General features: G+C 40.4%; 16 protein-coding genes. 12 read left to right on the top strand and 4 right to left on the bottom strand.

Annotated elements, in window-relative coordinates; all coding sequences use genetic code 11:
• Positions 1-187: 187 nt before the first annotated feature.
• On the bottom strand, positions 188-1,258 hold the full coding sequence (locus tag ADJ77_RS06955; protein ID WP_050696180.1) for an NAD(P)-dependent alcohol dehydrogenase: 1,071 nt from the start codon (positions 1,256-1,258) through the stop codon (positions 188-190).
• Positions 1,259-1,994: 736 nt separating this feature from the next.
• On the opposite strand from ADJ77_RS06955, the gene greA reads away from it, so the two are divergent.
• From greA to ADJ77_RS06975, 4 genes are all read left to right on the top strand, one after another.
• Positions 1,995-2,465, top strand: coding sequence for a transcription elongation factor GreA (gene greA, locus ADJ77_RS06960; protein ID WP_025078873.1), 471 nt, complete (start codon positions 1,995-1,997; stop codon positions 2,463-2,465).
• A gap of 21 nt (positions 2,466-2,486) precedes the next feature.
• Positions 2,487-2,885 carry an HIT family protein gene (locus ADJ77_RS06965; protein ID WP_025078874.1) on the top strand — a complete coding sequence of 133 codons (399 nt, stop codon included), beginning with the start codon at positions 2,487-2,489 and terminating at the stop codon, positions 2,883-2,885.
• An 82-nt stretch (positions 2,886-2,967) separates the two neighbouring features.
• Positions 2,968-3,651, top strand: coding sequence for a hypothetical protein (locus ADJ77_RS06970; protein ID WP_025078875.1), 684 nt, complete (start codon positions 2,968-2,970; stop codon positions 3,649-3,651).
• Positions 3,652-3,911: 260 nt separating this feature from the next.
• Positions 3,912-4,661, top strand: a complete 750-nt coding sequence (locus ADJ77_RS06975; RefSeq protein WP_025078876.1) for a hypothetical protein — start codon at positions 3,912-3,914, stop codon at positions 4,659-4,661.
• A 50-nt stretch (positions 4,662-4,711) separates the two neighbouring features.
• On the opposite strand, the gene ADJ77_RS06980 is transcribed toward ADJ77_RS06975, so the two are convergent.
• On the bottom strand, positions 4,712-6,706 hold the full coding sequence (locus ADJ77_RS06980) for a helix-hairpin-helix domain-containing protein (protein WP_050696181.1): 1,995 nt from the start codon (positions 6,704-6,706) through the stop codon (positions 4,712-4,714).
• A 241-nt stretch (positions 6,707-6,947) separates the two neighbouring features.
• Here ADJ77_RS06980 and ADJ77_RS06985 point away from each other — a divergent pair, with 241 nt between their 5' ends.
• Entirely contained in the window at positions 6,948-8,249 is a 1,302-nt protein-coding gene (locus tag ADJ77_RS06985; protein ID WP_050696182.1) for an IS1380 family transposase, read from the top strand.
• 406 nt (positions 8,250-8,655) lie between these two features.
• Here the strand turns inward: ADJ77_RS06985 and ADJ77_RS06990 are convergent, their stop codons facing one another.
• Positions 8,656-9,621, bottom strand: a complete 966-nt coding sequence (locus ADJ77_RS06990; RefSeq protein WP_234398198.1) for a reverse transcriptase domain-containing protein — start codon at positions 9,619-9,621, stop codon at positions 8,656-8,658.
• Between the two features lie 310 nt (positions 9,622-9,931).
• Complete coding sequence (locus tag ADJ77_RS06995; protein WP_025079253.1) at positions 9,932-11,146, bottom strand: phosphoribosyltransferase-like protein; 1,215 nt, start codon at positions 11,144-11,146, stop codon at positions 9,932-9,934.
• Positions 11,147-11,893: 747 nt separating this feature from the next.
• On the opposite strand from ADJ77_RS06995, the gene ADJ77_RS07000 reads away from it, so the two are divergent.
• The 7 genes from ADJ77_RS07000 to ADJ77_RS07025 all read left to right on the top strand — a co-directional run bounded on the left by ADJ77_RS07000 (position 11,894) and on the right by ADJ77_RS07025 (position 22,541).
• Positions 11,894-13,117, top strand: coding sequence for a site-specific integrase (locus ADJ77_RS07000; RefSeq protein WP_025077723.1), 1,224 nt, complete (start codon positions 11,894-11,896; stop codon positions 13,115-13,117).
• Between the two features lie 116 nt (positions 13,118-13,233).
• Entirely contained in the window at positions 13,234-13,443 is a 210-nt protein-coding gene (locus ADJ77_RS07005) for a helix-turn-helix transcriptional regulator (protein WP_025077724.1), read from the top strand.
• A 23-nt stretch (positions 13,444-13,466) separates the two neighbouring features.
• On the top strand, positions 13,467-16,844 hold the full coding sequence (locus ADJ77_RS07010) for a helicase-related protein (protein WP_025077725.1): 3,378 nt from the start codon (positions 13,467-13,469) through the stop codon (positions 16,842-16,844).
• Positions 16,845-16,847: 3 nt separating this feature from the next.
• Positions 16,848-17,855 (top strand): hypothetical protein, encoded by a 1,008-nt coding sequence (locus ADJ77_RS14135; RefSeq protein ID WP_244148540.1) that lies wholly within the window; start codon positions 16,848-16,850, stop codon positions 17,853-17,855.
• A 21-nt stretch (positions 17,856-17,876) separates the two neighbouring features.
• Entirely contained in the window at positions 17,877-20,114 is a 2,238-nt protein-coding gene (locus ADJ77_RS07015; RefSeq protein WP_234398045.1) for an Eco57I restriction-modification methylase domain-containing protein, read from the top strand.
• 15 nt (positions 20,115-20,129) lie between these two features.
• Positions 20,130-20,783, top strand: a complete 654-nt coding sequence (locus ADJ77_RS07020; RefSeq protein WP_025077726.1) for a DUF4145 domain-containing protein — start codon at positions 20,130-20,132, stop codon at positions 20,781-20,783.
• 3 nt (positions 20,784-20,786) lie between these two features.
• Entirely contained in the window at positions 20,787-22,541 is a 1,755-nt protein-coding gene (locus ADJ77_RS07025; protein ID WP_025077727.1) for an ATP-binding protein, read from the top strand.
• Positions 22,542-22,588 lie beyond the last annotated feature (47 nt).

The raw sequence follows: 22,588 nt of genomic DNA on the forward strand, positions 1-22,588 counted from the left end.
AACTAAAAGGCATAAAAAAAGGACTACCGCTGTAGTCCAACCTTTGTTAACCTTAAATCTAATACTATGAAAAACACGTTGCAAAGATAAGCAGTATTTCTTATACTTGCAAGTTTTTCAGCATCTTTTTTATGTTATATGTAATTTATTGACTTATGTCAAGCAGAAATCATGATAAAGTAACAGATTAAAACAAACTTTCCTCAATCACGACAACGGGCTTGATGAGGTCGCGTGGTTTGTCCTTCATCAGGTTAAGAGATTCCTCCATGTGCTCAAATCCATTGAAGCGGTGTGTCACGAGGTGTGAAAGGTTCAGTCTGCCTGACATGACCATTCTGGCAAGTTTCTCCATGCGAAGGCGTCCGCCGGGCATCAGTCCGCCCCTGATGGTCTTATGTCCCATTCCGACACCCCATTCAACACGTGGAATGTTGATAGTATCGCCTGCACCTAAGTAATTGACATTGCCGATGGTTCCACCGGGCTTGAGAACCGTGACAGCCTCGGCAAAGGTGTCAACCGTTCCTCCGGCAATGACAACACGGTCTACGCCACGCCCCTTGGTCAGTTTCATCACCTGCTCGGCAATAGGTCCGTTGTGGTAGTCGATAATCTCATTCGCTCCATATTTGCGTGCAGCGTCAGCACAAACCTTTCTGCTGCCGACAGCATAGACAAAGGACGCACCTGCAAGAGCAGCGCCTGCAACAGCCATCAGACCTACTGGTCCGATACCGATGACGAGCACTTCATCTCCGAACTTCACGTCAGCAAGCTCAACTCCATGAAAGCCTGTAGGCACCATGTCAGAGAGCATCACGGCATCAACAGGGTCCATGCCGTCAGGAATTAATGCCAGGTTGCCATCGGCATCATTGACATGGAAGTATTCAGCAAACACACCATCCTTGAAGTTCGAGAACTTCCACCCGGCAAGCATGCCGTTTGAGTGCATGGAATAGCCAGCCTGTGCTTCCAGTGAGTTCCAGTCAGGAGTAATGGCTGGAACGAGTACTCTGTCTCCAGGTTTGAAGTCCTTTACCATTGAACCTACTTCAACAACTTCACCCGTTGCCTCGTGTCCGAGAATCATGTCCTTTCTCTCCCCGATTGCACCTTCCCAGACTGTATGCACGTCAGACGTACATGGGGCAACGGCTAACGGTCTTACGATGGCGTCCAACGGACCGCATGCAGGTCTGTCTTTCTCAATCCATCCAGACTTTCCAATTCCTAACATTGCAAACGCTTTCATAATAGAATCTCCTTTATAATTAGTTAGTAATTAGGGTTATAAAGCACGCTTGCTCATCATGGTAGATATATGCCGCAAATATAGACAGTAATTTTTATATTTGCAAGTGATAACAAAAAAAAGAAAGATACTTTCGGTTCATCAGATACTTCGGGTGATATTTCAACCACTATAGAATTGAAGAATGAAGGCGTTAAAGCTAAAACGAAATCTGTACAGGCTCTTAGAGTTTGGGTTGAAGCGACTACTTCAAAACTGACTTTCCTGTCACTTCTGTCATCCATCGTGAATATTTAACTGGTTAATTTACAAGGTGTTTATGCGAAATGTTAAAATGACAGCAAAGTGAAATTTAATATAATCTTGTGATGAGGTCAGTACTTTCCTTCTGTTTTTGTAGGCTTTATCACTCCAAACCCAGGAAGAACCATACATTTTCTATTGCTGAAAGGCACAAGGAATTGAAACCAGTCATGGCTGGGTTATTATGAAACGAATTTCTCTGAACCCGCCAGTAAACAGTCTTTTTTATCTATTTTCGGACGGTGTCGTATTTCATCGGAAATTATTTTTAACCAATAAAACTTTGCCATGTCATTTTTAAAGGCTATCTTTGCAGAAAATAAAGAGATTAAGGCATTTAAGGATATGGGATTCCGGCATTCATAAGAACGATGTTGGAATTCTGCCTTTTTTATGTCTATTGAAAAACGATTAATTTTTAAAACAAGATATTATGGCTTATATGTCACAGGAAGGCTACGACAAGCTCGTGGCTGATTTGCAGTATTTAGAATCTGTTGAACGCCCGAAGGCATCAGCTGCTATTGCCGAAGCTGCCGATAAGGGTGACTTGAGTGAGAACTCGGAATATGATGCTGCCAAGGAGGCACAGCGTCATCTTGAGGCACGCATCGCTGAAATGAAGATGACCGTGGCACAGGCAAAGATTGTGGATGTGTCACGACTGAGCACTGATGCCGTACAGATTATGTCTACCGTTGAGATGACAAACATGAAGACCAATGCCAAGATGAAGTACACTATCGTCAGTGAAACGGAGGCAAACCTGAAGCAGAACAAGATTTCAATCAAGACTCCTATCGCACAGGGCTTGTTGAACAGGAAAGTAGGTGAGGAGGTTGAAATCAAGATTCCACGTGGCACGATAGTTCTGCGCATTGACAAAATCTCAATTGATGCTTAACAACAAAACAAGGAGGTCCGTATGACAATATTCAGTAAGATTGCAGCGGGTGAGATTCCCAGCTACAAGTGTGCAGAAAATGAGAAGTTCTATGCTTTTCTCGACATTGACCCGGTAACAAAGGGGCATACGCTTGTCATTCCCCGCAAGGAGGTTGACTATATCTTCGACATGGAGGATGATGACCTTGCTGCCTTCGAGCTTTTTGCAAAGAAGGTGGCATGTGCCATAAAGACTGTCTTCCCATGTAAGAAGGTGGCGCAGGTTGTATTGGGACTGGAAGTCAATCATGCACACATCCACCTCCTGCCAATGAACAGCGAGGCTGATGTAGACTTCAAGCATCATGTACAGGTTGGGGCTGAGGAGCAGCAGGAGATTGCTGCAAAGATTTTCAAGGCTTTCCAGGAGTTGGATTGATTTGTGTTTGCAGGAAAGAAACAACCAGAACGGGGATATGTCATGAGGCATATATCCCCGTTTGTCGGTTATACGAACGCTTATGGAAGAAATAAAGGATGATAATTGGGCAGACTGGCTGGTTGATGATAAGCACCGCTGGGAAAACATAAATAAAGTGAAGCTGCCAAGGATGATTCTGAGCTCGTTCTTTTTGTTGCTGATATATCTGGTAATCGCTCTGATTTCCTATGGTGTTTCTGTTGTCCTTTTAAGCTATGTAGAAATCGGAAAGTTAGGATGTAACACGATACTGCCGTTCACACTCTCAAGCACTGATTGTCAATATCTGACTGCAGGCAGTGTCCTCGTGCTCAGTATTGTAACGGTAATGTGTAAGAGCAGGAAAGAAAGCGTGACAGATAAGTATGCCGTTTTCTCCATCTCTACATTTGTTTATTTTTTACTAATTCCTGTGATGATAGGATTTCTTACCTTTGCAGTATGTTATACGAACGGTTGTTTTGGCAAGGATAGGATGGTGCAGCGGCAGGCTGTGGTGAAAGCGTATCTTGGTATCTCTTCAAGATACTACAGAAGATCGTTTTATCGTATCGTATTTCCAGGAACAAATGAGGAGCTTGTCTTCCGTATGCGTTGGAACCTGAATTGCCCTATGGGTACACCCTGCACGCTTTATACCCATAAAGGCTGCTTCGGATTGTATGTTGCCGACAGCTTGACAGTCAGCAATGGCAGAACGTCTGAAACTGTTATTGCTCAATAAAGCACAACGGCTTGGATGTTAGAAAATCAGCTTTCATTTTGTATACACCTTGTTGTATAAGTTGGATGGCAGTAAACTTGCTTGCAAAACCTTTGTTGGCATGACCAATATATTTCGGACAGACTTTCTTGCAACAGGGGTGTATAAGAATATTTCTGTAGTACTCCCAACTTGTTTATATCATTATTTTTAATTACTTTTGCAGGCAATGGAAATGACATAATCGATGGTAGATTATAAAACGAAAAAGAGTAAGGAATATGAAAAGAAAGGTGTGTTCCTTTTTATTACTTATGTTGGCTGCAGCTAATTGCATGGCTTGCAGCCTTCCGTCCGACACAGCTGAGACAAGTGAAAAGTCAGGAACCCCATTGATAGAATACGGGTATGATGCCGAGACTGATACTGTAACAGGATATTATGGGAAGCCGATTCAGCACTTGACAAGTTTTGTGAATAATACGATACAGCTTAGTTGTCCTACTCCAAACCGTTGGAAGGGATTTTATACATGGAAAGGATTTCGGATATCTAACTTTTATGTAAAGATGGGAGAAGCATCATTCAAAGGGATGAATGCCGCTGTTCTATCTCCGATAACCATGACGACAGCTGTTGACATTATTACGGATTCGATTTTCACCGACCGCCTTCTTGCGATAGAATACAAGGGAAGACGATGGGTTTACACCAATGTTATTCGCAACACGGAAGCTGAAACAATGCTGAGTTTTGAGAATATAACAGCAGGGGAGGAGGGTATAGAACTGAGTTTTGAAGCAGGACAAGGATACAAGTATGCCTATAACATCCTCATTAACATGTATGACGGGCAGCCATGCCTGTCCAATATTTATGTTGATGAACACAATTCGTCCGCAAAATATCAAGCAACGCATCAATTTGATTTTACTTCTTTTGGGGACGAAGGAGATTTCCCCCTTTATCGCTATCGACGCCATTTCCCGATGCTCCTACGTATGGGAAACTACGATGCCTTTGGCGAATAACAGCCCCTGCCATCTACTTTATGGATAGCAATTACATACGGGACAAGTACTTAAAATCGCCATCGAAGTTGGATATCAAGTCCACTTAGTGTTGAAGAGTTGACCTGCTGAAGCCCGGAAGAGACGTGGTTACGGTCGAAGTAATGGGTGGTTGAACTGCGAAGGATGAGCATAAGATGGCTTGAAAAGTCAGCCCGTACAAAGAGACTATAACGCATTCCCCTGCCAAAGAAGGACGGAAAACTGAAGGAGTAAAGCGGACCACGCTCATAGATGTAGATGCGGGAGGAGAAGTCGGCTGTGTGGAAGTAGCCTAATGTGCCGGTAAGACTGAGCCATGAGAGCGGCATCCATATGCCTGACTCACTTAACATATAGCCGAAACTTCGATTTAGATAACTGCTTGCAGCTATATCCAACTGGCTTTTACAACTCCATGAATCGGCAGAATAAGTCAGTGAGAAACGTCCGCGCTGCGTCAGTTCGTTCACAAGGGCAGTCTTCTCGGCATTGTCTTTCTCACGTATCCGAAGCCGGTAACGTGCCAGAAGTGACCAGCGTTGACGGATATAGGTAAGCATCAGCAGATTGTCCCACGCCTTACTGGCAGTATGTGTACTAAAACGAGGATGTGAGAAGTAAACGAAATCAGTGTAAGCCATGAGCGACAAGCCACGTGTCACGTTCCAGTCAGCCCCTACAAGGATTCCGCTCTCGTTCTGAACCGCTCCGTTGTCACCGAATCCACGTGCAAGAAGTGCCGTGTACTGATAGCCATAATATCGTTGGATAGCAAGGAGTGACAGGTTAGGTGCAGCCTGAAAGGAGAGGTTATTCACTGTGGCAATACTCCCTTTGCCGTCCACTGCCGTCTCACCAGCCAATGACCAGTGGGGATGCTGATAGCCATAGTCCACACTGACGTTCCAGAAGTTATTGCCCGACGGAGCGTAATGATGGTAATATAATGAGGTGTTGGGCGTCAGTTCCTTATCGAGACAGGTGTAAAGAGCTGACAATCCTACACGAAAAGCACCCGATGACCAGCTCAGATGTGTCCCGGCGACAAACTGTGAGGCAGCATCTTTTCGGTTCATCTCTCGTTCTGTACGGTGATAGCCGGTATTGAGTATCGTCTTGATGGTGCCACTGTCAGAGAGTGTGGCATCAATGGTTCGGTAGGAAAGGAAAGCTGTGAGGTCGAGATGTTTTACCATCTCCACGGTTGCAGCTGCTCCCTGCAGATAATTGGCTGCCGAGCGGGATGAATGTGTATGGATTCCTGTGGACTGTCTGCCGAGCGTTGAGAGCATGGCAGGTTTCCCAAAGGAGAAAGAGTTGTTGATGACAAGTCCCTGTCCGAAATTCACCTTGTATCGTCCTGCCGCCAAAGCCTTCACCCGCCCCATCTTCCTTAACAGCACGTAAAAGCTGTAATGGTCATAACCCAGACTGTTGCCATGCGCAAAGAATGGCTCACCTGCATCTTGTGCACCCACAATTCCTGCCTGAACATAATCGCCATAACGGAAAGTGTAACGGAAAGAATGGGCATACGGATAGCCGATATAGCCGTTGCAGTCGCCTTCCCGCTTATAGAAAGGAATGTGAGAAGTAAACATCAACGTGTGTTTTCCACCCTTCAATATAGATTTAAGAGAGGGGAACTGTTTGCGTTCTTCTGCTGGAGAAACATAGACAAAATAAGGAAGAAGCTGGCGGCGTACCACATCAAGGGATTCAATCATGGCAAGCTCGCCCAATGACTGCATGCCATGATACTGGTAAACGTAGGCTTGCAGTTCCTCAATCTGTTCAGCCGTCAGGAATGGGATGCGTTCCAGTTCTTCCCGTGTTGCCGTATTGATGTTCAGTGGATGTTCTGCAAGCCCAGCCAGCAGTTCAAAAGTTTCCTCCTTCACTGTTGTATTTTCTTCGGTATTGGCATAGAGTTCATCAAGCAACTCTTCCCATTTACAGGGTTGTTGTGCGATGGCATTAAGACTGACAAGTCCAAGGAGCCAGGTCAGTAGTAGCTTCTTCATTCGGTATAACTTTCAAAGTATTAAGGCAACAAATATAGGCTTTGTTTCTGATAAAAGCAAACAAAATAGCAATAAAAGTAAAAACATCCGTGCCGAGAACTGGATTTTAACCTTAATTCCGCAGCATAATTTCTTTTGAGAACTCCAAGTGCCTGAGAAACAAAGTCCTCAAAACACTTGGATATGTCAGAATTTTCACCTATCTTAGTGCTATCAAAAAATAAGCAAGCAAAAATCTGACATGACAAAGGTAGCAATTAAAAACGAGAATATCACTTCCTTCGGAGGAATTTATCACATCATGGACGTTTTTTCAAGGTTGGGCTTTGAAAAACTTACCGAATCCGTGTTGGGCAGACGCGGATGCAGCGGCAAGGCATTCAGCCATGGAAGCATCCTGGGCTCTCTCTTCTTCAGCTACCTTTGCGGTGGGGATTGCCTTGAGGACATCAATGCGCTTACAGGGCAGTTCAGGCAGAGACCTGGTACGCTGTTACCCGGCGCCGACACTGTGGGGCGCGGACTGAAGGAGCTTGCTGAAGAGAACATTGTCTATAAGAGCGAAACCTCCGGCAGGTCCTACAGTTTCAACACTGCAGAGAAGCTGAACACCTTACTTTTACGTATGATACGTAGAATGGGGCTTATAAAGGCGGGCAGCCATGTTGACCTGGACTTTGACCACCAGTTTGTTCCTGCCCACAAGTTCGATGCAAAGTATTCCTACAGGCAGGACCATGGCTATTTCCCGGGCTGGGCTTCCATCGGGGGCATCATAGTCGGAGGTGAGAACCGTGACGGAAACACCAATGTGAAATTCCATCAGGAGGACACGCTTCGCCGAATTATGGACCGTGTTACCTCCGAGCTTGGTGTTGTGATAGAGCGTTTCCGTGCCGACTGCGGGTCGTTCTCGAAGGAAATCATCCGAACCGTAGAGCAGCGCTGCAACACGTTCTATATACGTGCTGCCAACTGCGGCAGCCGGTGCGAGGACTTCCGCCAGCTGGAAGAATGGAAGGGCGTTGAGGTTGGTTATGAGAGGTGCGATGTCACCTCCGTCAGCATGGACAACCTCATCGAAGGAAAGTCATACAGGCTTGTCGTACAGCGTACTCCCTTGAAAGACAGGCACGGCAGGGAACAGACGGATATGTTCGGAGTGATATACACATACCGCTGTATCCTTACCAACAACCGGACATCCACAGAGAAGGACATCATTACATTCTACAATGAACGTGGAGCGAGCGAAAAGAACTTCGACATACAGAACAATGACTTCGGCTGGTCGCATCTGCCATTTTCCTTCATGGATGAGAACATGGTTTTCATGATGGTTACTGCCATGCTGAAGAACTTTTATCTCCACCTCGTCCGTTATATCAGCGAAAAGGTCAAGCCGTTGAAAAAGACAAGCAGACTGAAAGCCTTTATCCTGCATTTTGTCAGCGTGCCGGCAAAATGGGTGAGAACAGGAAGGCGGAACGTTCTGAACCTGTATACAAACAAAGCATACTACTCTGACATATTCCTTGAATAAGCAGCATTTCTTTGTGGTTCTCATATTCCCCATTGGTTTGGGTGGGGGATTTCATGCTTCGGCAAGACCCAGGAAGCCCCGATAATCCTCATAACAACATATAGAGCCACAAAAAGACATCTCAACATATAAAATCGCATCACAAGGAAAAACGCTGCGGAATTGAGGTATTATATCAATATGGATTCCTTTTTTGGACAGCCTGAGAACAACTGAAAAGAGTACTTTATGGAGCAAGAAATATCTCCTCCACAATGCAAGGAAATTACATAGCATGGTCTTTTCAAAGATGAAAATAGCTCATCCCTAATAAACAAAGAGATGAGCCATACAGGTTATTGGGCTAGCGAACAGTAATAAACTAACACAGCTCCAACAACTCCATTTGCAAATTCTGCTATACATATCACAATAAGCTCCAATCTAACGCATTAGCCTTTGCAATCATATCCTTGGCGATCTCAGGTTCAATGGAATAAACATACAGTATTTTACCATACAGCCATTGGCGGGCATGAGAATATCCCGGCATTACGTGATCAAAATGTGCTTGGGTTCCATACTTCTCACAAAAATGAAGATGTCTATAGATTTGTCGCTTGAACTTCTGAGGTACACGAGGTTTTTCTCCATCTATAAGAATACCTGTAACCATTTGACGAGATTCAGGTCCATAAGTTCCTGTCTTGCTATAATTCAACTTTAGTGATTCCTCCTCAACTATCTTTTTGAGAAAACTCTGTGTAGGAAGTTTCTCAAGTTCGTTCGCAGAGAATGTCAAATCATCAGCATATCTAGTGTAATGTATTCCGTTCAAGTCGGCAAATTTTGCTAATCTGCTGTCTAATCCACGGCATATCAGATTAGCTAAAGCTGGGCTTGTTGGAGCACCTTGTGCCAGAACCGCCTTAGGCTTATTATACAAATATCTGAAACAACTCTGTTTGTACCCCCTAAGACTTTGGTACTTTTCTTCTTTTAATTTCAAAGTGCATAACGTAGCCAAGTCGTGACTCACGGCTGGCGAATAACCTATTTCTAAAAAGATACCATAGACGCGCTGTACGGTTATACTCTCGAAGAAATCCTTGAAATCAAACTTGCGTATGAAAGACATACCAACATGAGGACTTGCATTTTGAAAAGTACTGCCACCCTTGACAAATCCCTTACTCTGGGGATGAACAGGAATCTTGTCCAAAATCTCATGCAATATCCATCGTTGAATACATTTTAGGTTCTGATATGGAACAACTATCCGCCTCCTCTTACTACTATGTTTTTTCTTGATTGTAAAATATGCATAATAACCATCAATGTGGTTTTTGATGGAAATAAGTTCTGAATACTCTACACTTACTATGCCTGCCAAGTGTTTAAGTGAAAATATTACTGGCAGTCCCTTCTTTATCAGGTTATCTGTATATTCTATAATAGAGGAACGGAATTGAGAATTACATCCGTTCAGTTGTCGTATAAAAGAGTCTCTCGGGAAATCCATAACATCAATCTATTACTCCTACTGGATATAACAGCCGATCAGGCTGTTAATAATGGCTGACCTCGGCAGCCATTATTATCAGTATTAATGATACTTAATTCTATGCTCACAGCCAAGGGGCTGCAACAAATCAAGGAAATAGCCAAGGGAATAGCAGTCCTCAATTTTTTTCGCTAATAGATTAATCTCTGGAAATCCCAAGAAACTTATAGGGTATATATACATATTCTTTTTTTATTATCATATCTATTACCAAGGAGCTTGCCTCAAACTCTTTCTTACGTATACTTGTATAAGTCCTCCTTCCTTCATCTGTCAGCAACCCGTCTTCTCTGAGAAGATTCCTTTGAACAGCATTTTCACAGAGTTGTTCATATTGCTTATGAGTCGTTTCCAACAACAAACAAATGTATGAGTCAGAGCGCTTATGATATTTACCATGCAACAACCCAATCAATTGAATAGATTCACGACCAAAATCATTAAATAGACGATTGATATGACCTTGGCTTATTTTTTGAGCAATACTAATCCATTTATATTTCAACCGTTCATAACTTTCATCACGACGTGTTCTGTCAAATAGTCTTCGAGGGAAGAGTGGAACCCATTTCTTGCCATTATCCGAACGCCTCTTACTTGCCCAAAGAATAGGCAAAGTATTATTCGGAGTAGTATGGTCGAAACATACCAACGATTGACTGTTGGCATAGCCCAATGGGCCAATATACAAATCCATCCCTTTTACATATTGTTTCTTAGGATAAAGGCATGCTCCATATTTAAGAGCGAAGTCTCTGACAACCTTCATTCTCGGAGGATAGCCAAATACAGAATGTCTTCGTACAAAAGCCGGCTGGTGCACATCTCCATAAACAGCGACATTTCTCACAGATAACAATGTTCCAGCTTTTTGCATATAAGCAACACATAAACAAGCAACTACACTCCCTTGTGGTATGTTGGGAGTTATCTGTTCTAATAATTTGCAAGCGCTTCCTCCTGAACCTAAGAAATCATCAAGAAGAACAACAAGATATGGCGTATCGCTGTATGAGAAATTGTTGTCAACAAAACTCCACGAGATATGATTAAATCGACCTATAATCTTTTTAATGTGGTACGCCATTACTACACCGCTTTTCCCGATGTCACCAATAGGATATATTGCAATAGGCATTCCAGAATGTGCTCTTATGATTTGTTGTAAGCCATCTTCTAACACATTAGCACACCTCGTTTCAGAGTAAAAGGAAACTTGGTTGAGCAATGTCAGGGCTGTTCCCCAATCACTTTCCTCAAAATTATATAGCCATGCAAGAATATCCGCTTCTGAAATTTGTTCATCAAAGCGATACCTCAGCGTGACGAGTACTTGTGTGTCGATTTTTAGCATATGATAAAAGAATATTATTTCACCTTAATTCCGCAGCACAAAATCTTGTAAAAATCCTAAGTATCAGAAAAACAAGGTCCTAACAACACTTGTTCATGCAAGAAATTTCACCTTTCTTGGTACTGCAAAAATAATAAGCAAAACATCTGACATGACAAAGGTAAAAAATAAAAATGAAAGCATTACTTTTTTCAGAGGAATTTATCGCATCATGAAAGTTTTTTCAAAATAGAATATTGAAAATCTTACTGATCATCAGTTTATCCCTACTCACAAATCTGATGCGGAGTATTCTTACAAGCGAAGACTACAGCTATTTCTCCAGTTGGTCTCCATTGGGGCATCATTTGGTAACTCTTTATTCTTAATTTCATATACTACTAACCAGGAAATTCTGCTGCTATAGAAAGATAAATGGGAACAAATTGGGAACATTTATAAAATAAGAAAAAGCTAAGTATTGAGTAATCAATTACTTAGCTTTTTACTTAGTACCCAGACCCGGTACAACGCCGTGAAAACAAGAGAAACAAAAAGAATATATTATATTGATAATCAATAGTTTACTATTTTCTTGCATTTGCTGATTTTGCTCATTTTTGCCTGTTTTTTGTCATAAAGTACACTTTTAGTACACTTTGATATTCGGGAATTTTTAGTATCTTTGCAAAATAAGAAAACATCTGAAAATAAACGAGTTAATTGTTTATCCAGTTTGATACGCATTTAGGTACATAACTATCAATTATGGCAAAATTAGAAAATAAAGCAAAGGAAAACCCGAAATTGGAGCAAAATGTGCTCTCTGATGGTCGGATAAGTCTTTATCTGGAGTATTATCTTGGTAGAGAAGAAATACCAGTTTTGGACGAAAACAGCAATCCGGTTTTGTACGAAACAGGCAAGATGATGGGTAAGCCCAAGGTACACATTAAGCACAACAGGCGAAAAGAAAACTTGCAGTTGTACTTGATAGCTAAGCCTCGTACTCCAGCGGAACGACAACAGAACAAGGAAACACTTGCACTGGCTGCCAAAATTCGAGCGGAGCGTGAGCAACAGTTTAAGGAGAGTATGCTCGGCTATCGTTTGAAGAAGGATAGAGATATCAATTTCTTGGACTACTACCAAGCGTACATAGACAGCTATACCAAGAAAGACCTGCGAATGATAAAAATAGCCTTAAATCGTTTTAAGGATTTTCTGAAAGAGCAATACCCACTCTATGAGTTTAGCATTAAGCCTGACTTGGTAAATAGGGATATGATGGAACACTTTGTTGAATACCTACAATCGAGAAGTGTAGGCGAAGGGGCAAAGAGTATCTATCAGCGTTTCAAGAAAGTGGTGCGTTATGCTATTGATCACGAAGTGATGTTGAAAGACCCTTGCAAGGATGTGGTGTGCAAGGTGGATGACCAGATTTTGCGTAAAGATGTGCTGTCTATGGATGAAATCCAATCTTTGATTCAATGTCATTACGACAACGAGAACCCCAATGTCAGACGAGCCTTTATCCTCTGTCTGTATTGTGGGCTACGCTTCTGCGATGTGAAAGACTTGACTTACAAGAACATAGATTACACTAATCGTCTTTTGAAATTTGAGCAGAACAAGACTAAAGGGCATTCGGCACATAGTGGTGTCGTTATTCCTTTGAACGAAGGATTACTTTCATTGATAGGTGAAGCACCTAACGACTTGAATACCTCCATTTTCAATTTGCCAACATACGAGAGTTGCTGCAAATCGGTAAAACGGTGGGTAAAGCGTGCAGGAATCAACAAACACATTAGTTGGCATTGTGCCCGCCACAGCTTTGCAGTGAACATACTGAATAATGGTGCAAACATTAAGACGGTAGCCAGTTTGTTAGGGCATAGCGGACTGAAGCACACCGAGAAATATACTCGTGCAATGGATAAGTTGAAGTCGGAAGCGATAAATAGCTTACCAGAATTGAAATTATAATAAGAAAAATGAATTAGAATACATTTTTTTGATTATAAGAAACTTTCTTTTTGCTCAAAATGCACACTTTTTGAGAAATAATGAGTAATTTTATGGCGTAATTAAGTTACATCAGAATGGAACGTAAGAAAATCAATCGCCTGAAGGTGGTTCTCGCTGAGAAAGGAATGACAAATAAACAACTGGCAGAAATCCTTGACAAAGACCCTGCCGTTATATCAAAGTGGGTAACGAATGTTGCCCAGCCCAATGTTGAAATGTTCATGCAGTTGGCAAAGATATTGGGAGTAAAGGTAGATGATTTGTTGTGGACAGATGATTTGTAGTTGGCTATTGAAGGAATTGTATTATGGCACGAATTTATGATAATATAGAAAGTAAGTTTGCTGAAGGGCTGCAAGGCATAGTTACCAATGTAGGTGTAAAGCGTATAGATTTCTGCGTCGGTTATTTTAATTTGCGTGGTTGGGGTCTTGTGGTTGATCAGGTTGACATGCTTACAGGCGATTACGTCTATGAAGATGACAAACGCCTTTTCCGCAAGTGTCGATTGTTGATAGGTATGCATCGACCTGCCGAAGAGTTAATCCGTCAACTCTATACCGAGAAACCTTTGCCAGATGCCAATTATGTAAGCCTGTGTAGAATGGAGGTGGCACGCAATTTCAGGCGCCAGCTTCAGTTGGGATTGCCAACCAAGCAGGATGAGTTCACGCTTCGTCGCCTTTCCGAACAGATGAAAGACGAAAAAGTATGTGTTAAATTATATCTACGCGAACCACTTCATGCAAAGCTATATCTTGCTTATCGCCCTGACGATAATTTTAACAAGATTCAAGCTATAATGGGTAGTAGTAACCTCACTTATTCAGGATTAACCAAACAAGGAGAGTTGAATGCTGAATTTGGAGATAGTGATAGTGCTGAAAAATTAGCATATTGGTTTGATGAACGTTGGGAAGATAAGTTTTGTCTCGACATAACTAAAGAGTTAATAGAAATTATTGATAATAGCTGGGCTGGTGATAAAGACATTCCACCTTACTACATCTATCTCAAAACAGCATATCACTTAAGTGAAGAAGCACGTTCGGGAATTAAAGAGTTTACGATTCCTGCAGAATTTAAGAATTGTCTTTTTGACTTTCAACAGACAGCTGTAAAGATTGCAGCCTGCCATCTTAACAATGAGAAACGCGGTGGAGCAATGATAGGAGATGTCGTTGGATTAGGAAAAACCATAACAGCTTGTGCTATTGCAAAGATGTATGAAAACACCTTTGGTAGTAATACGTTGATTATTTGTCCTGCCAACTTACAAGATATGTGGGAAAAATACCGCAAGCAATATGACATGAAGGCTGACATTATGTCCATGGCAAAACCCATCGACGTTGATAATGCTCGCTATTACAAGCTTATTATTGTGGATGAAAGTCATAACCTACGTAATAGCCAAGGTGTTCGTTATCGTAACATAAGAGACCTCATTCAGAAACAAGATTGTAAGGTATTACTATTGACTGCAACTCCTTACAATAAACAATACAAAGACCTTAGCAGTCAGCTACGCCTCTTTATCGATGACGATACAGACTTAGGCATTCGACCTGAAGCTTATATTCGCTCTATCGGGGGTGAGCGGAAATTTGCAGAAAAGCACGAAGACTTTATTAGAAGTATCAAAGCGTTTGAACGTAGCGAATTTCAAGAAGATTGGCAAGAGCTGATGAAACTTTTTTTAATTCGCCGTACACGTACATTCATTAAAGAGAATTATGCTAAAACAGATTCTAAGAATGGACGGAAATATCTGGAATTCAAAGACGGACATAAGTCTTATTTCCCAGACCGTATTCCTAAGGCTATCAAGTTTCAGACTACAGAAGGCGACCAATATAGTCGGCTCTATTCAGAGGAAATGGTATCTCTTATGGAATCACTAAAATTACCTCGTTATGGTCTGATACATTATTTAGATGAAAAGAAAGCAGAAACAGCTTCTAAATATGAAGGCAACTTGATTGATAATCTTTCACGCGCAGGTGAACGAATGATGGGTTTCTGTAAGAGCACCTTCTTCAAACGTGTGGATAGCAGTGGTTATGCTTTCCTATTGACTCTGTATCGCCATATCCTACGCAATGCAGTGTATCTCTATGCCATTGACAATAAACTAAAATTGCCTGTTAGTGACGAGAATACATTCCCTGAGGATTTTATTGAAGATGCCGATATCAACAAAATTACTGCCGATTCAGATGATAATAAAGAGCTTCTTTCAAATAAAAGTCTTCTGACTATTCCTAAAAAAATGAAGGACTACATGGAAAGAGCTGAAACATATTACAATAGTCTGATAGGAAAGAACAATGTACAATGGATTGACTCTAAATACTTCAAACGCACACTAAAACAAGGGTTAAAAAAGGACTGTGACCAACTCATTGCAATGATTAATCTATGTGATGATTGGAATCCACAGACTGACCAGAAACTCAACGAATTAGAAAAGCTATTAAGTAATACTCACAAAGATGATAAAATAATCATATTCACTCAATACTCTGACACAGCTGTGTATGTGTACAAGCAGCTACAAAAGAGAGGAATCAAGTATATTGAGAAAGTAACCGGTGATACGAAGAATCCAACCGCTATTGTCGAACGCTTTTCACCAATCAGTAACAGAGCAGATATAACAAAAGAGAACGAACTACGCATACTGATAGCAACTGACGTGTTGAGTGAAGGACAGAATCTCCAAGATGCTCATATCATCATCAACTATGATTTACCATGGGCTATCATTCGACTCATCCAACGTGCAGGACGTGTTGACCGTATTGACCAGAGTTCTGAGCAAATCTATTGTTATTCTTTCTTCCCTGCCGACAAAGTAGAGGAAATTATTCGCTTACGCACACGCCTTAACGAACGAATTAACGAAAATGCAGGTATCGTAGGTAGTGACGAGGTCTTCTTTGAAGGCAACGAACAGAACCTACGTGATATGTATAATGAGAATAGTAGTAGCTTAGACGAAGATGAAGATGATATAGAGGTCGACCTTGGCTCACAAGCTTATCAGATATGGAAAAATGCAACTGATGCCAACCCTGACTTAAAACGTATTATTCCAGCTATACCAAACATCGCTTATTCTACAAAGGCTGCAAATAATATAAACGAGGATGGTGTTATTACCTACGCACGCACTTATAATGACTTTGACGTACTTACGTGGTATAATTCCAAAGGAGATATTGTTAGTCAGTCGCAAAAGCGTATCCTACAAACAATGGCATGCACCATTAAAGAGCCTTGTCTACCTGCACAGAATGTTCATCTGTCATTGGTTGAGAAAGCGGTAAAAAGTATTAAGAACGAGAACACTAATGTTGGAGGTATCCTTGGTAGTCGATTCAGCACTAAGCGTAAAATCTATGAGTTGTTAAATCACTATTATGAGCAGCCTTTAAATCTTTTTAATACACAAGAGAAGAAAGATATATTAAAGTTTGCTATCGACCAAGTATACAACTACCCGTTATTGGAAAACTCTAAATTCATCCTTGGTAGAATGATGCGTACAGGCAATACACATGACGATATTGTCGATACAGTCATTGAAATGTATGAGAATGCAAACCTTTGTCGTGTAGACGAAGATAAAATTAAACATAAAGACCCTGTTATCATCTGTTCCATGGGATTAAAAGCCTAAAAAATGAAAAGAAATATATTTAATCAGTACATCACTGCTTCCGACTTTAAAGGATTGTTCGTCAGCGAAATGCTTTGGAACAATCCTACAGGTGCCACACAATTACCTGAGATAAATATAGACAACACAACCTTTCACATAGAGCAGATTGCTGAACGAAAGGGCTTTCAAATCTTGCATTGCCACGTCGAACAAATACCATCATCAGCCATCTGCAAGAAGATTGACCATAAAATTCGCAAAAATGCAGAGAACTATATTTGTATCTTCATACTGCCAGAAACGCTCCATCATCTATGGATTGCTCCAGTAAAGAAAGTAGAGAAAAGAAATGTTGTCTTAATTGAGTATGACTCGCTTGATAAAGCAGCTTTCTTATTTGAAAAGATAGAAAGCCTCTCGTTCTCGCTTGATGATAACCTTACAATCCTCGACATCATAGAAAAGGTACAGTCTGCCTTCCTCATTAATTCAGAGAAAATAACAAAAGACTTCTATGCTGGATTTAAAAAAGAGCATAGCAACTTTGCTAAATTTATTACTGGCATTGATGACCATATTGATGAAAAGGAGAATAAGAATAAACAGTGGTATGCTTCTGTCATGCTCAACCGATTGTTGTTCTGCTACTTCATTCAGAAGAAAGAGTTTCTCGATGGCGACGTGAATTATCTGCGTCATAAATTAGAGTGGACTCGCGATCAGGAAGGAGAAGACCGCTTCTTTAATAAATTCTATAAGGGCTTCCTTGTCAATCTTTTCCACGATGGACTTAACACTCCTAAACACAATCATGAATTTGAAAAGATTTATGGACGCATCCCTTATCTGAATGGCGGAATGTTTGATGTGCACCAAATAGAAAGAGAATATGCTAATTTAGATATTGCTGATGAGGCTTTTATCAGTCTCTTCGACTTCTTTGATAAATGGCATTGGCATTTAGACGATCGTATGACAGCCTCTGGACGTGATATCAATCCTGATGTCTTAGGATATATTTTTGAATAATATATCAACGATCGTGCTCAAATGGGAGCTTACTACACAAAGGAGGATATTACTGAATATATCGGGCGTAACACTATTGTTCCATACCTAATGGACGCTGTGAAACGTAAAGACGAAAAGCATTTCCGTGCAAACAGCGAACTATGGCTGTATCTGAAAGAGAGCGGTGATAAGTATATCTTCGATGCTATGAAGAAAGGAGTTGACCAAACTATTCCTGAGGAAATAGCAACAGGACTTGACACCACAAAGCCGAATCTTCTGGAACGTCGTTGCCATTGGAACGAGCGCACACCTGAAGCATTTGCTCTGCCTACAGAGATTTGGCGTGAGACCATTGAGCGACTACAACGTTACAACAACATTAAAGAGAAAATCACAAAGGGAGAAATCACTAACGTCAATGACTTTATCACTTACAACCTCAACATACGGCAGTTTGTAACTGATTATCTTGCAAACACACAAGATCATCTGTTTGTAAAGCATTTCTATCATGCATTGCAGCATGTTACAATACTCGACCCTACCTGCGGATCGGGGGCTTTCCTCTTTGCTGCGCTCAACATCCTTGAGCCGCTCTATGAGGTGTGCATCAATCGTATGCAGGAATTCAATGCAAAGAACCCTCTACTCTTCAAACAAGAGCTACAGGAGGTTGAACATAAATATCGTTCTAACATACAATACTTCATCTATAAGAGCATCATTCTCCGCAATCTCTATGGTGTCGACATTATGGTCGAAGCGACAGAGATAGCCAAGCTACGTTTGTTCCTAAAGATGGTAGCAGTAGTTGAAGTAGACAAACATGACCCAAATTTAGGACTCGACCCACTACCAGATATTGACTTCAATATTCGCTGTGGCAATACGCTTGTGGGCTATGCAACGCAAGAGGAATTAGAACGCGACTTGATAGAAGGAGATATGTATGCTCGTGAAGAATTCAAGGAAAAAGTAAACGATGAGATGGACAAGGTGTCACGTACCTACGAAATCTTTAAAGATGTTCAGCTCCATCAAGCTGAAGATATGGCTGCCTTTAAGAAAGCAAAGGGTGAACTATATCAACGCCTTAACACACTTAACGACTTATTAAACCACAAGATGTATGGTGCGGTAGAATCAGCCAAAGGTTATAACGCTTGGTACCAATCTCACCAACCTTTCCACTGGCTTGCTGAATTCTACGAAATTATCAATGAACACGGAGGATTCGACGTGATTATTGGTAATCCGCCGTATGTGGAGTATAGTAAAATAAAAAAAATCTATACTCTAAACCATTTCAAATGTATAGATTCGGGTAATTTATATGCATATGTTATTGAACGAACTATAAAAATTTCACATACAGGAACAAGAAATGGCATGATAATTCAAATGTCTGCTTTTTGTACACCAAGAATGCTCTCTTTTCAAAACATGTATTTTAATGCTGCAAAATATTCTGCATTATCATTTTTTGATGATAGACCAGGAAAGTTATTTGATAATCTGCAGCATATACGTGTAGTTATACCCATAATGGAAGTTGGAAAGCCTTCAGAAATAGTGGCAACAACAGGATATAATAAGTTTTACTCTACTTGTAGGAAGTATATTTTCGATACGATATCGTATCATCAATCGAAATCTTCCCGAAAAGACTTCTCGGTTATAAAAATATGTACACAATTAGAGGAATCTATAATGGATAAAGTTTGGTCACAATCAAAAAGTATTAAATACTACGAAAGTCTGACTAAAAATGAAAACTATGTTTATTATGGATATGGATATGGTTACTTTGGTAAAATTTTAGATCATAAATCTTTTTTTTGGGGAGAACAAGTTAAGGAATCTACTGGTGATAAATACTTCTATATTAAAAGTGAATACCAAAAAGAGATGTTTGTAGGACTAATGAATTCAAATTTATTTTATTGGTTTTATATCAACTATTCAGATGGACATAATTTCACTAAAACCGTTATTGGTTCAATGCCGTATGACTACTCTTATAATAAGGCTTTCGAAAAACGAGTTATACTTTTAATGAATGATTTGGAATTAAAGAAAGGTAGAAAATCATGTACATATAAAGCTACTGGGCGTGTAGAATACGATGAATACTATCCCAAGCTCTCTAAACCTATCATTAATGAAATAGATAAACTCCTTGCCTCTCATTATGGTTTTACAGAAGAAGAGTTAGATTTCATCATCAACTACGACATTAAATATCGTATGGGCGACGAATTAAACGAAGAATAACTAATACAAAGGAATATGAATCAGAAATATGTAACTCCGGCACGTGATAAGGACACATTTACGTGTCCGCATTGTCATACGCTATCTTTAATGAAATTTAGTTGGCATAGACATGATGAAGATAATCAGTTTGTCGCTCAAAGAGGGTTCTATAATGAATACTTAAACGAACTTTTCATTGCAAGATGTGTGAACTGTGGAAAGAAGATAATCTGGATAAATGATGATTACATTTATCCAGATATCGTTGCTGAGGAGCCTAACGCTGATATGCCAGAAAGCGTGAAGCAGCTATATAACGAAGCAGGAACGATTTACAATAAGTCTCCAAGGGCAGCCTGCGCACTATTGCGATTGGCAATAGACAGATTGTGTAATGAATTGGGAGAAACAGATCGGGATATAAATAAAAATATAGGTATCCTTGTTAAGAAAGGGCTACCACAAGCAGTTCAGCAAGCGTTAGACGTTGTACGCGTTGTAGGTAACAAGGCTGTCCACCCGGGTGTTATTTCATTTGATGTTGATGATAAAGGAACAGCAACCATGCTTATGCACCTTCTGAATATCATTACCGAGCGCATGATTACCGAACCAAAAGAGATAGAGTCCTTATACGAAGGACTCCCCGAAACGGTGAAAGAATCCATAACTAAAAGAGATAAGTAAATTATGAGTAAACTCACAATAGAACACTTGAAAACTCTGAGAGAGTCTGAAGATAAGGTTGAATTTAAGCGGGCTGCACAAGGCAATTTCGCTTATGATGGTGGCTCTAAACCCAATCCTAAGGACAGAAGAAAGTGTATCTTAGGTTATGTTACTGCTCTTTGTAATGAAGGTGGTGGATATTTAGTGCTTGGAATGGAAGATGCCTATCCACATCAGGTGGTGGGTACAAAACAGAATAAAGGGGCTATTGGAGAATTGGAAAGCAATATTTATAGAGATACATCAATCCGCCCGAGTATTTATGAACTCTATGAAGATGAAACTACGAAGGAAGGACGTGTATTAGTGATAGATGTTCCGGGACGACCTATCGGAAAGCTTTTTAGATTTGAAGATGTCCCATTGATGCGAGTCGGAGAAGAATTGAAGCCTATGTCTGATGAGGAAATCTTTAAGATTCTACAGGAACAAGAACCAGACTTTTCTTCCGAGATATGTAGCACGGTTTCCATAAATGATTTGGATACAGAAGCGATTCGGATTCTGAAACAGAAGTATGCAACAAAACAGAAAAATCCTAATTTCTTAACACTACCTGACGAGCAGGTCTTAAGTGACTTGCAACTTATGAAAGAAGGTAAAGTTACTTATGCAGCATTGATTCTTGTTGGCAAACGAGAGAAACTCATTGAATTATTACCCCAGGCCTCCGTAATATTGGAATATCGTAAATCCGAGAACTTGGTTCCATATGACAATAGGTATACTTACAGTGAACCATTCTATAAAATGATAGACATGCTATGGCATGATATTAATTTGAGGAATGACAAGATTGATGTGAATGATAATTCCTATATATTCAATATTCCCTTCTTTAATGAAGATGTGATTCGTGAAGCCATTAATAATGCTATTGCTCATAGAGACTACAGGCGTACAAGCGAAACTGTAATTAAGCAATACCCACAAAAATTAATTGTAATGAATGCTGGAGGTTTCCCTTTAGGTGTAAGTATTGATAATTTATTAAGAGTTCAAAGTACTCCAAGAAACAGACTATTGGCAGACGTGTTAGAAAAAACAGGTATTGTGGAACGATCGGGGCAAGGTATAGATAAAATATTTAAGAACACATTGTCAGAAGGAAAAGATAGCCCAGATTATTCTCATAGTGACTCTTTCCGAGTGGAGTTGCATCTTTCAGCGGTCATCAAGGATAAGGCTTTTGCAATGTTTTTAGAATCGGAACAAAGAGATTTAGCAGAAGAAGATAGACTATCCGTTTTTGACGTGATATCCTTAAATGAAGTAAGACAAGGAAAATCGCAGAGTGTTGAAAAAGATAGTATAGAGAAATTATTAAGTTGCGGACTAATAGAGAAACGTGGCAGGACAAGAGGTACATACTATATTTTATCTAAAAGCTATTACGAATTTAGCGGTCAAGAAGGAGAATACAGCCAAAAAGACGACTGGGGAATAAATCAAGTAATGTCGGTAATCATGCCTCACCTTACAAAGTTTGGTAAAGCCAAAATGAAGGACTTTGCAAAGTTATTAGATGGTCATCTGACACGTCGTCAAGTAAGGACTGTTATTGATAAATTAGTTGCTTATCAACTCTTAATCAAAGAAGGAGAGGGGGCTTCTACCACATATAAGATAGCAGAAAAATATATTAAAAACTCAGCTTTGGTTGCTCGTGCCTTTGATTTAGGAATAAAAGAAATGAAAAAACGCGGGGAGATATGATAAGTAAAATGTCCAAAAGTGGTCCAATCTTCTACTTTATTTTGTCA

The organism is Prevotella fusca JCM 17724, assembly GCF_001262015.1.
Lineage (GTDB): Bacteria > Bacteroidota > Bacteroidia > Bacteroidales > Bacteroidaceae > Prevotella > Prevotella fusca.

Excerpts from the sequence above, each read along its gene's own strand:
- ADJ77_RS07010 (WP_025077725.1), top strand. The coding sequence starts at position 13,467 with ATGGCACGAATTTATGATAATATAGAAAGTAAGTTTGCTGAAGGGCTG.
- ADJ77_RS06970 (WP_025078875.1), top strand. The coding sequence starts at position 2,968 with ATGGAAGAAATAAAGGATGATAATTGGGCAGACTGGCTGGTTGATGAT.
- ADJ77_RS06955 (WP_050696180.1), bottom strand. The coding sequence starts at position 1,258 with ATGAAAGCGTTTGCAATGTTAGGAATTGGAAAGTCTGGATGGATTGAG.
- ADJ77_RS07000 (WP_025077723.1), top strand. The coding sequence starts at position 11,894 with ATGGCAAAATTAGAAAATAAAGCAAAGGAAAACCCGAAATTGGAGCAA.
- ADJ77_RS07025 (WP_025077727.1), top strand. The coding sequence starts at position 20,787 with ATGAGTAAACTCACAATAGAACACTTGAAAACTCTGAGAGAGTCTGAA.
- ADJ77_RS14135 (WP_244148540.1), top strand. The coding sequence starts at position 16,848 with ATGAAAAGAAATATATTTAATCAGTACATCACTGCTTCCGACTTTAAA.
- ADJ77_RS07020 (WP_025077726.1), top strand. The coding sequence starts at position 20,130 with ATGAATCAGAAATATGTAACTCCGGCACGTGATAAGGACACATTTACG.
- ADJ77_RS07015 (WP_234398045.1), top strand. The coding sequence starts at position 17,877 with ATGGGAGCTTACTACACAAAGGAGGATATTACTGAATATATCGGGCGT.
- greA (WP_025078873.1), top strand. The coding sequence starts at position 1,995 with ATGGCTTATATGTCACAGGAAGGCTACGACAAGCTCGTGGCTGATTTG.
- ADJ77_RS06995 (WP_025079253.1), bottom strand. The coding sequence starts at position 11,146 with ATGCTAAAAATCGACACACAAGTACTCGTCACGCTGAGGTATCGCTTT.
- ADJ77_RS06965 (WP_025078874.1), top strand. The coding sequence starts at position 2,487 with ATGACAATATTCAGTAAGATTGCAGCGGGTGAGATTCCCAGCTACAAG.
- ADJ77_RS06975 (WP_025078876.1), top strand. The coding sequence starts at position 3,912 with ATGAAAAGAAAGGTGTGTTCCTTTTTATTACTTATGTTGGCTGCAGCT.
- ADJ77_RS06985 (WP_050696182.1), top strand. The coding sequence starts at position 6,948 with ATGACAAAGGTAGCAATTAAAAACGAGAATATCACTTCCTTCGGAGGA.
- ADJ77_RS07005 (WP_025077724.1), top strand. The coding sequence starts at position 13,234 with ATGGAACGTAAGAAAATCAATCGCCTGAAGGTGGTTCTCGCTGAGAAA.
- ADJ77_RS06980 (WP_050696181.1), bottom strand. The coding sequence starts at position 6,706 with ATGAAGAAGCTACTACTGACCTGGCTCCTTGGACTTGTCAGTCTTAAT.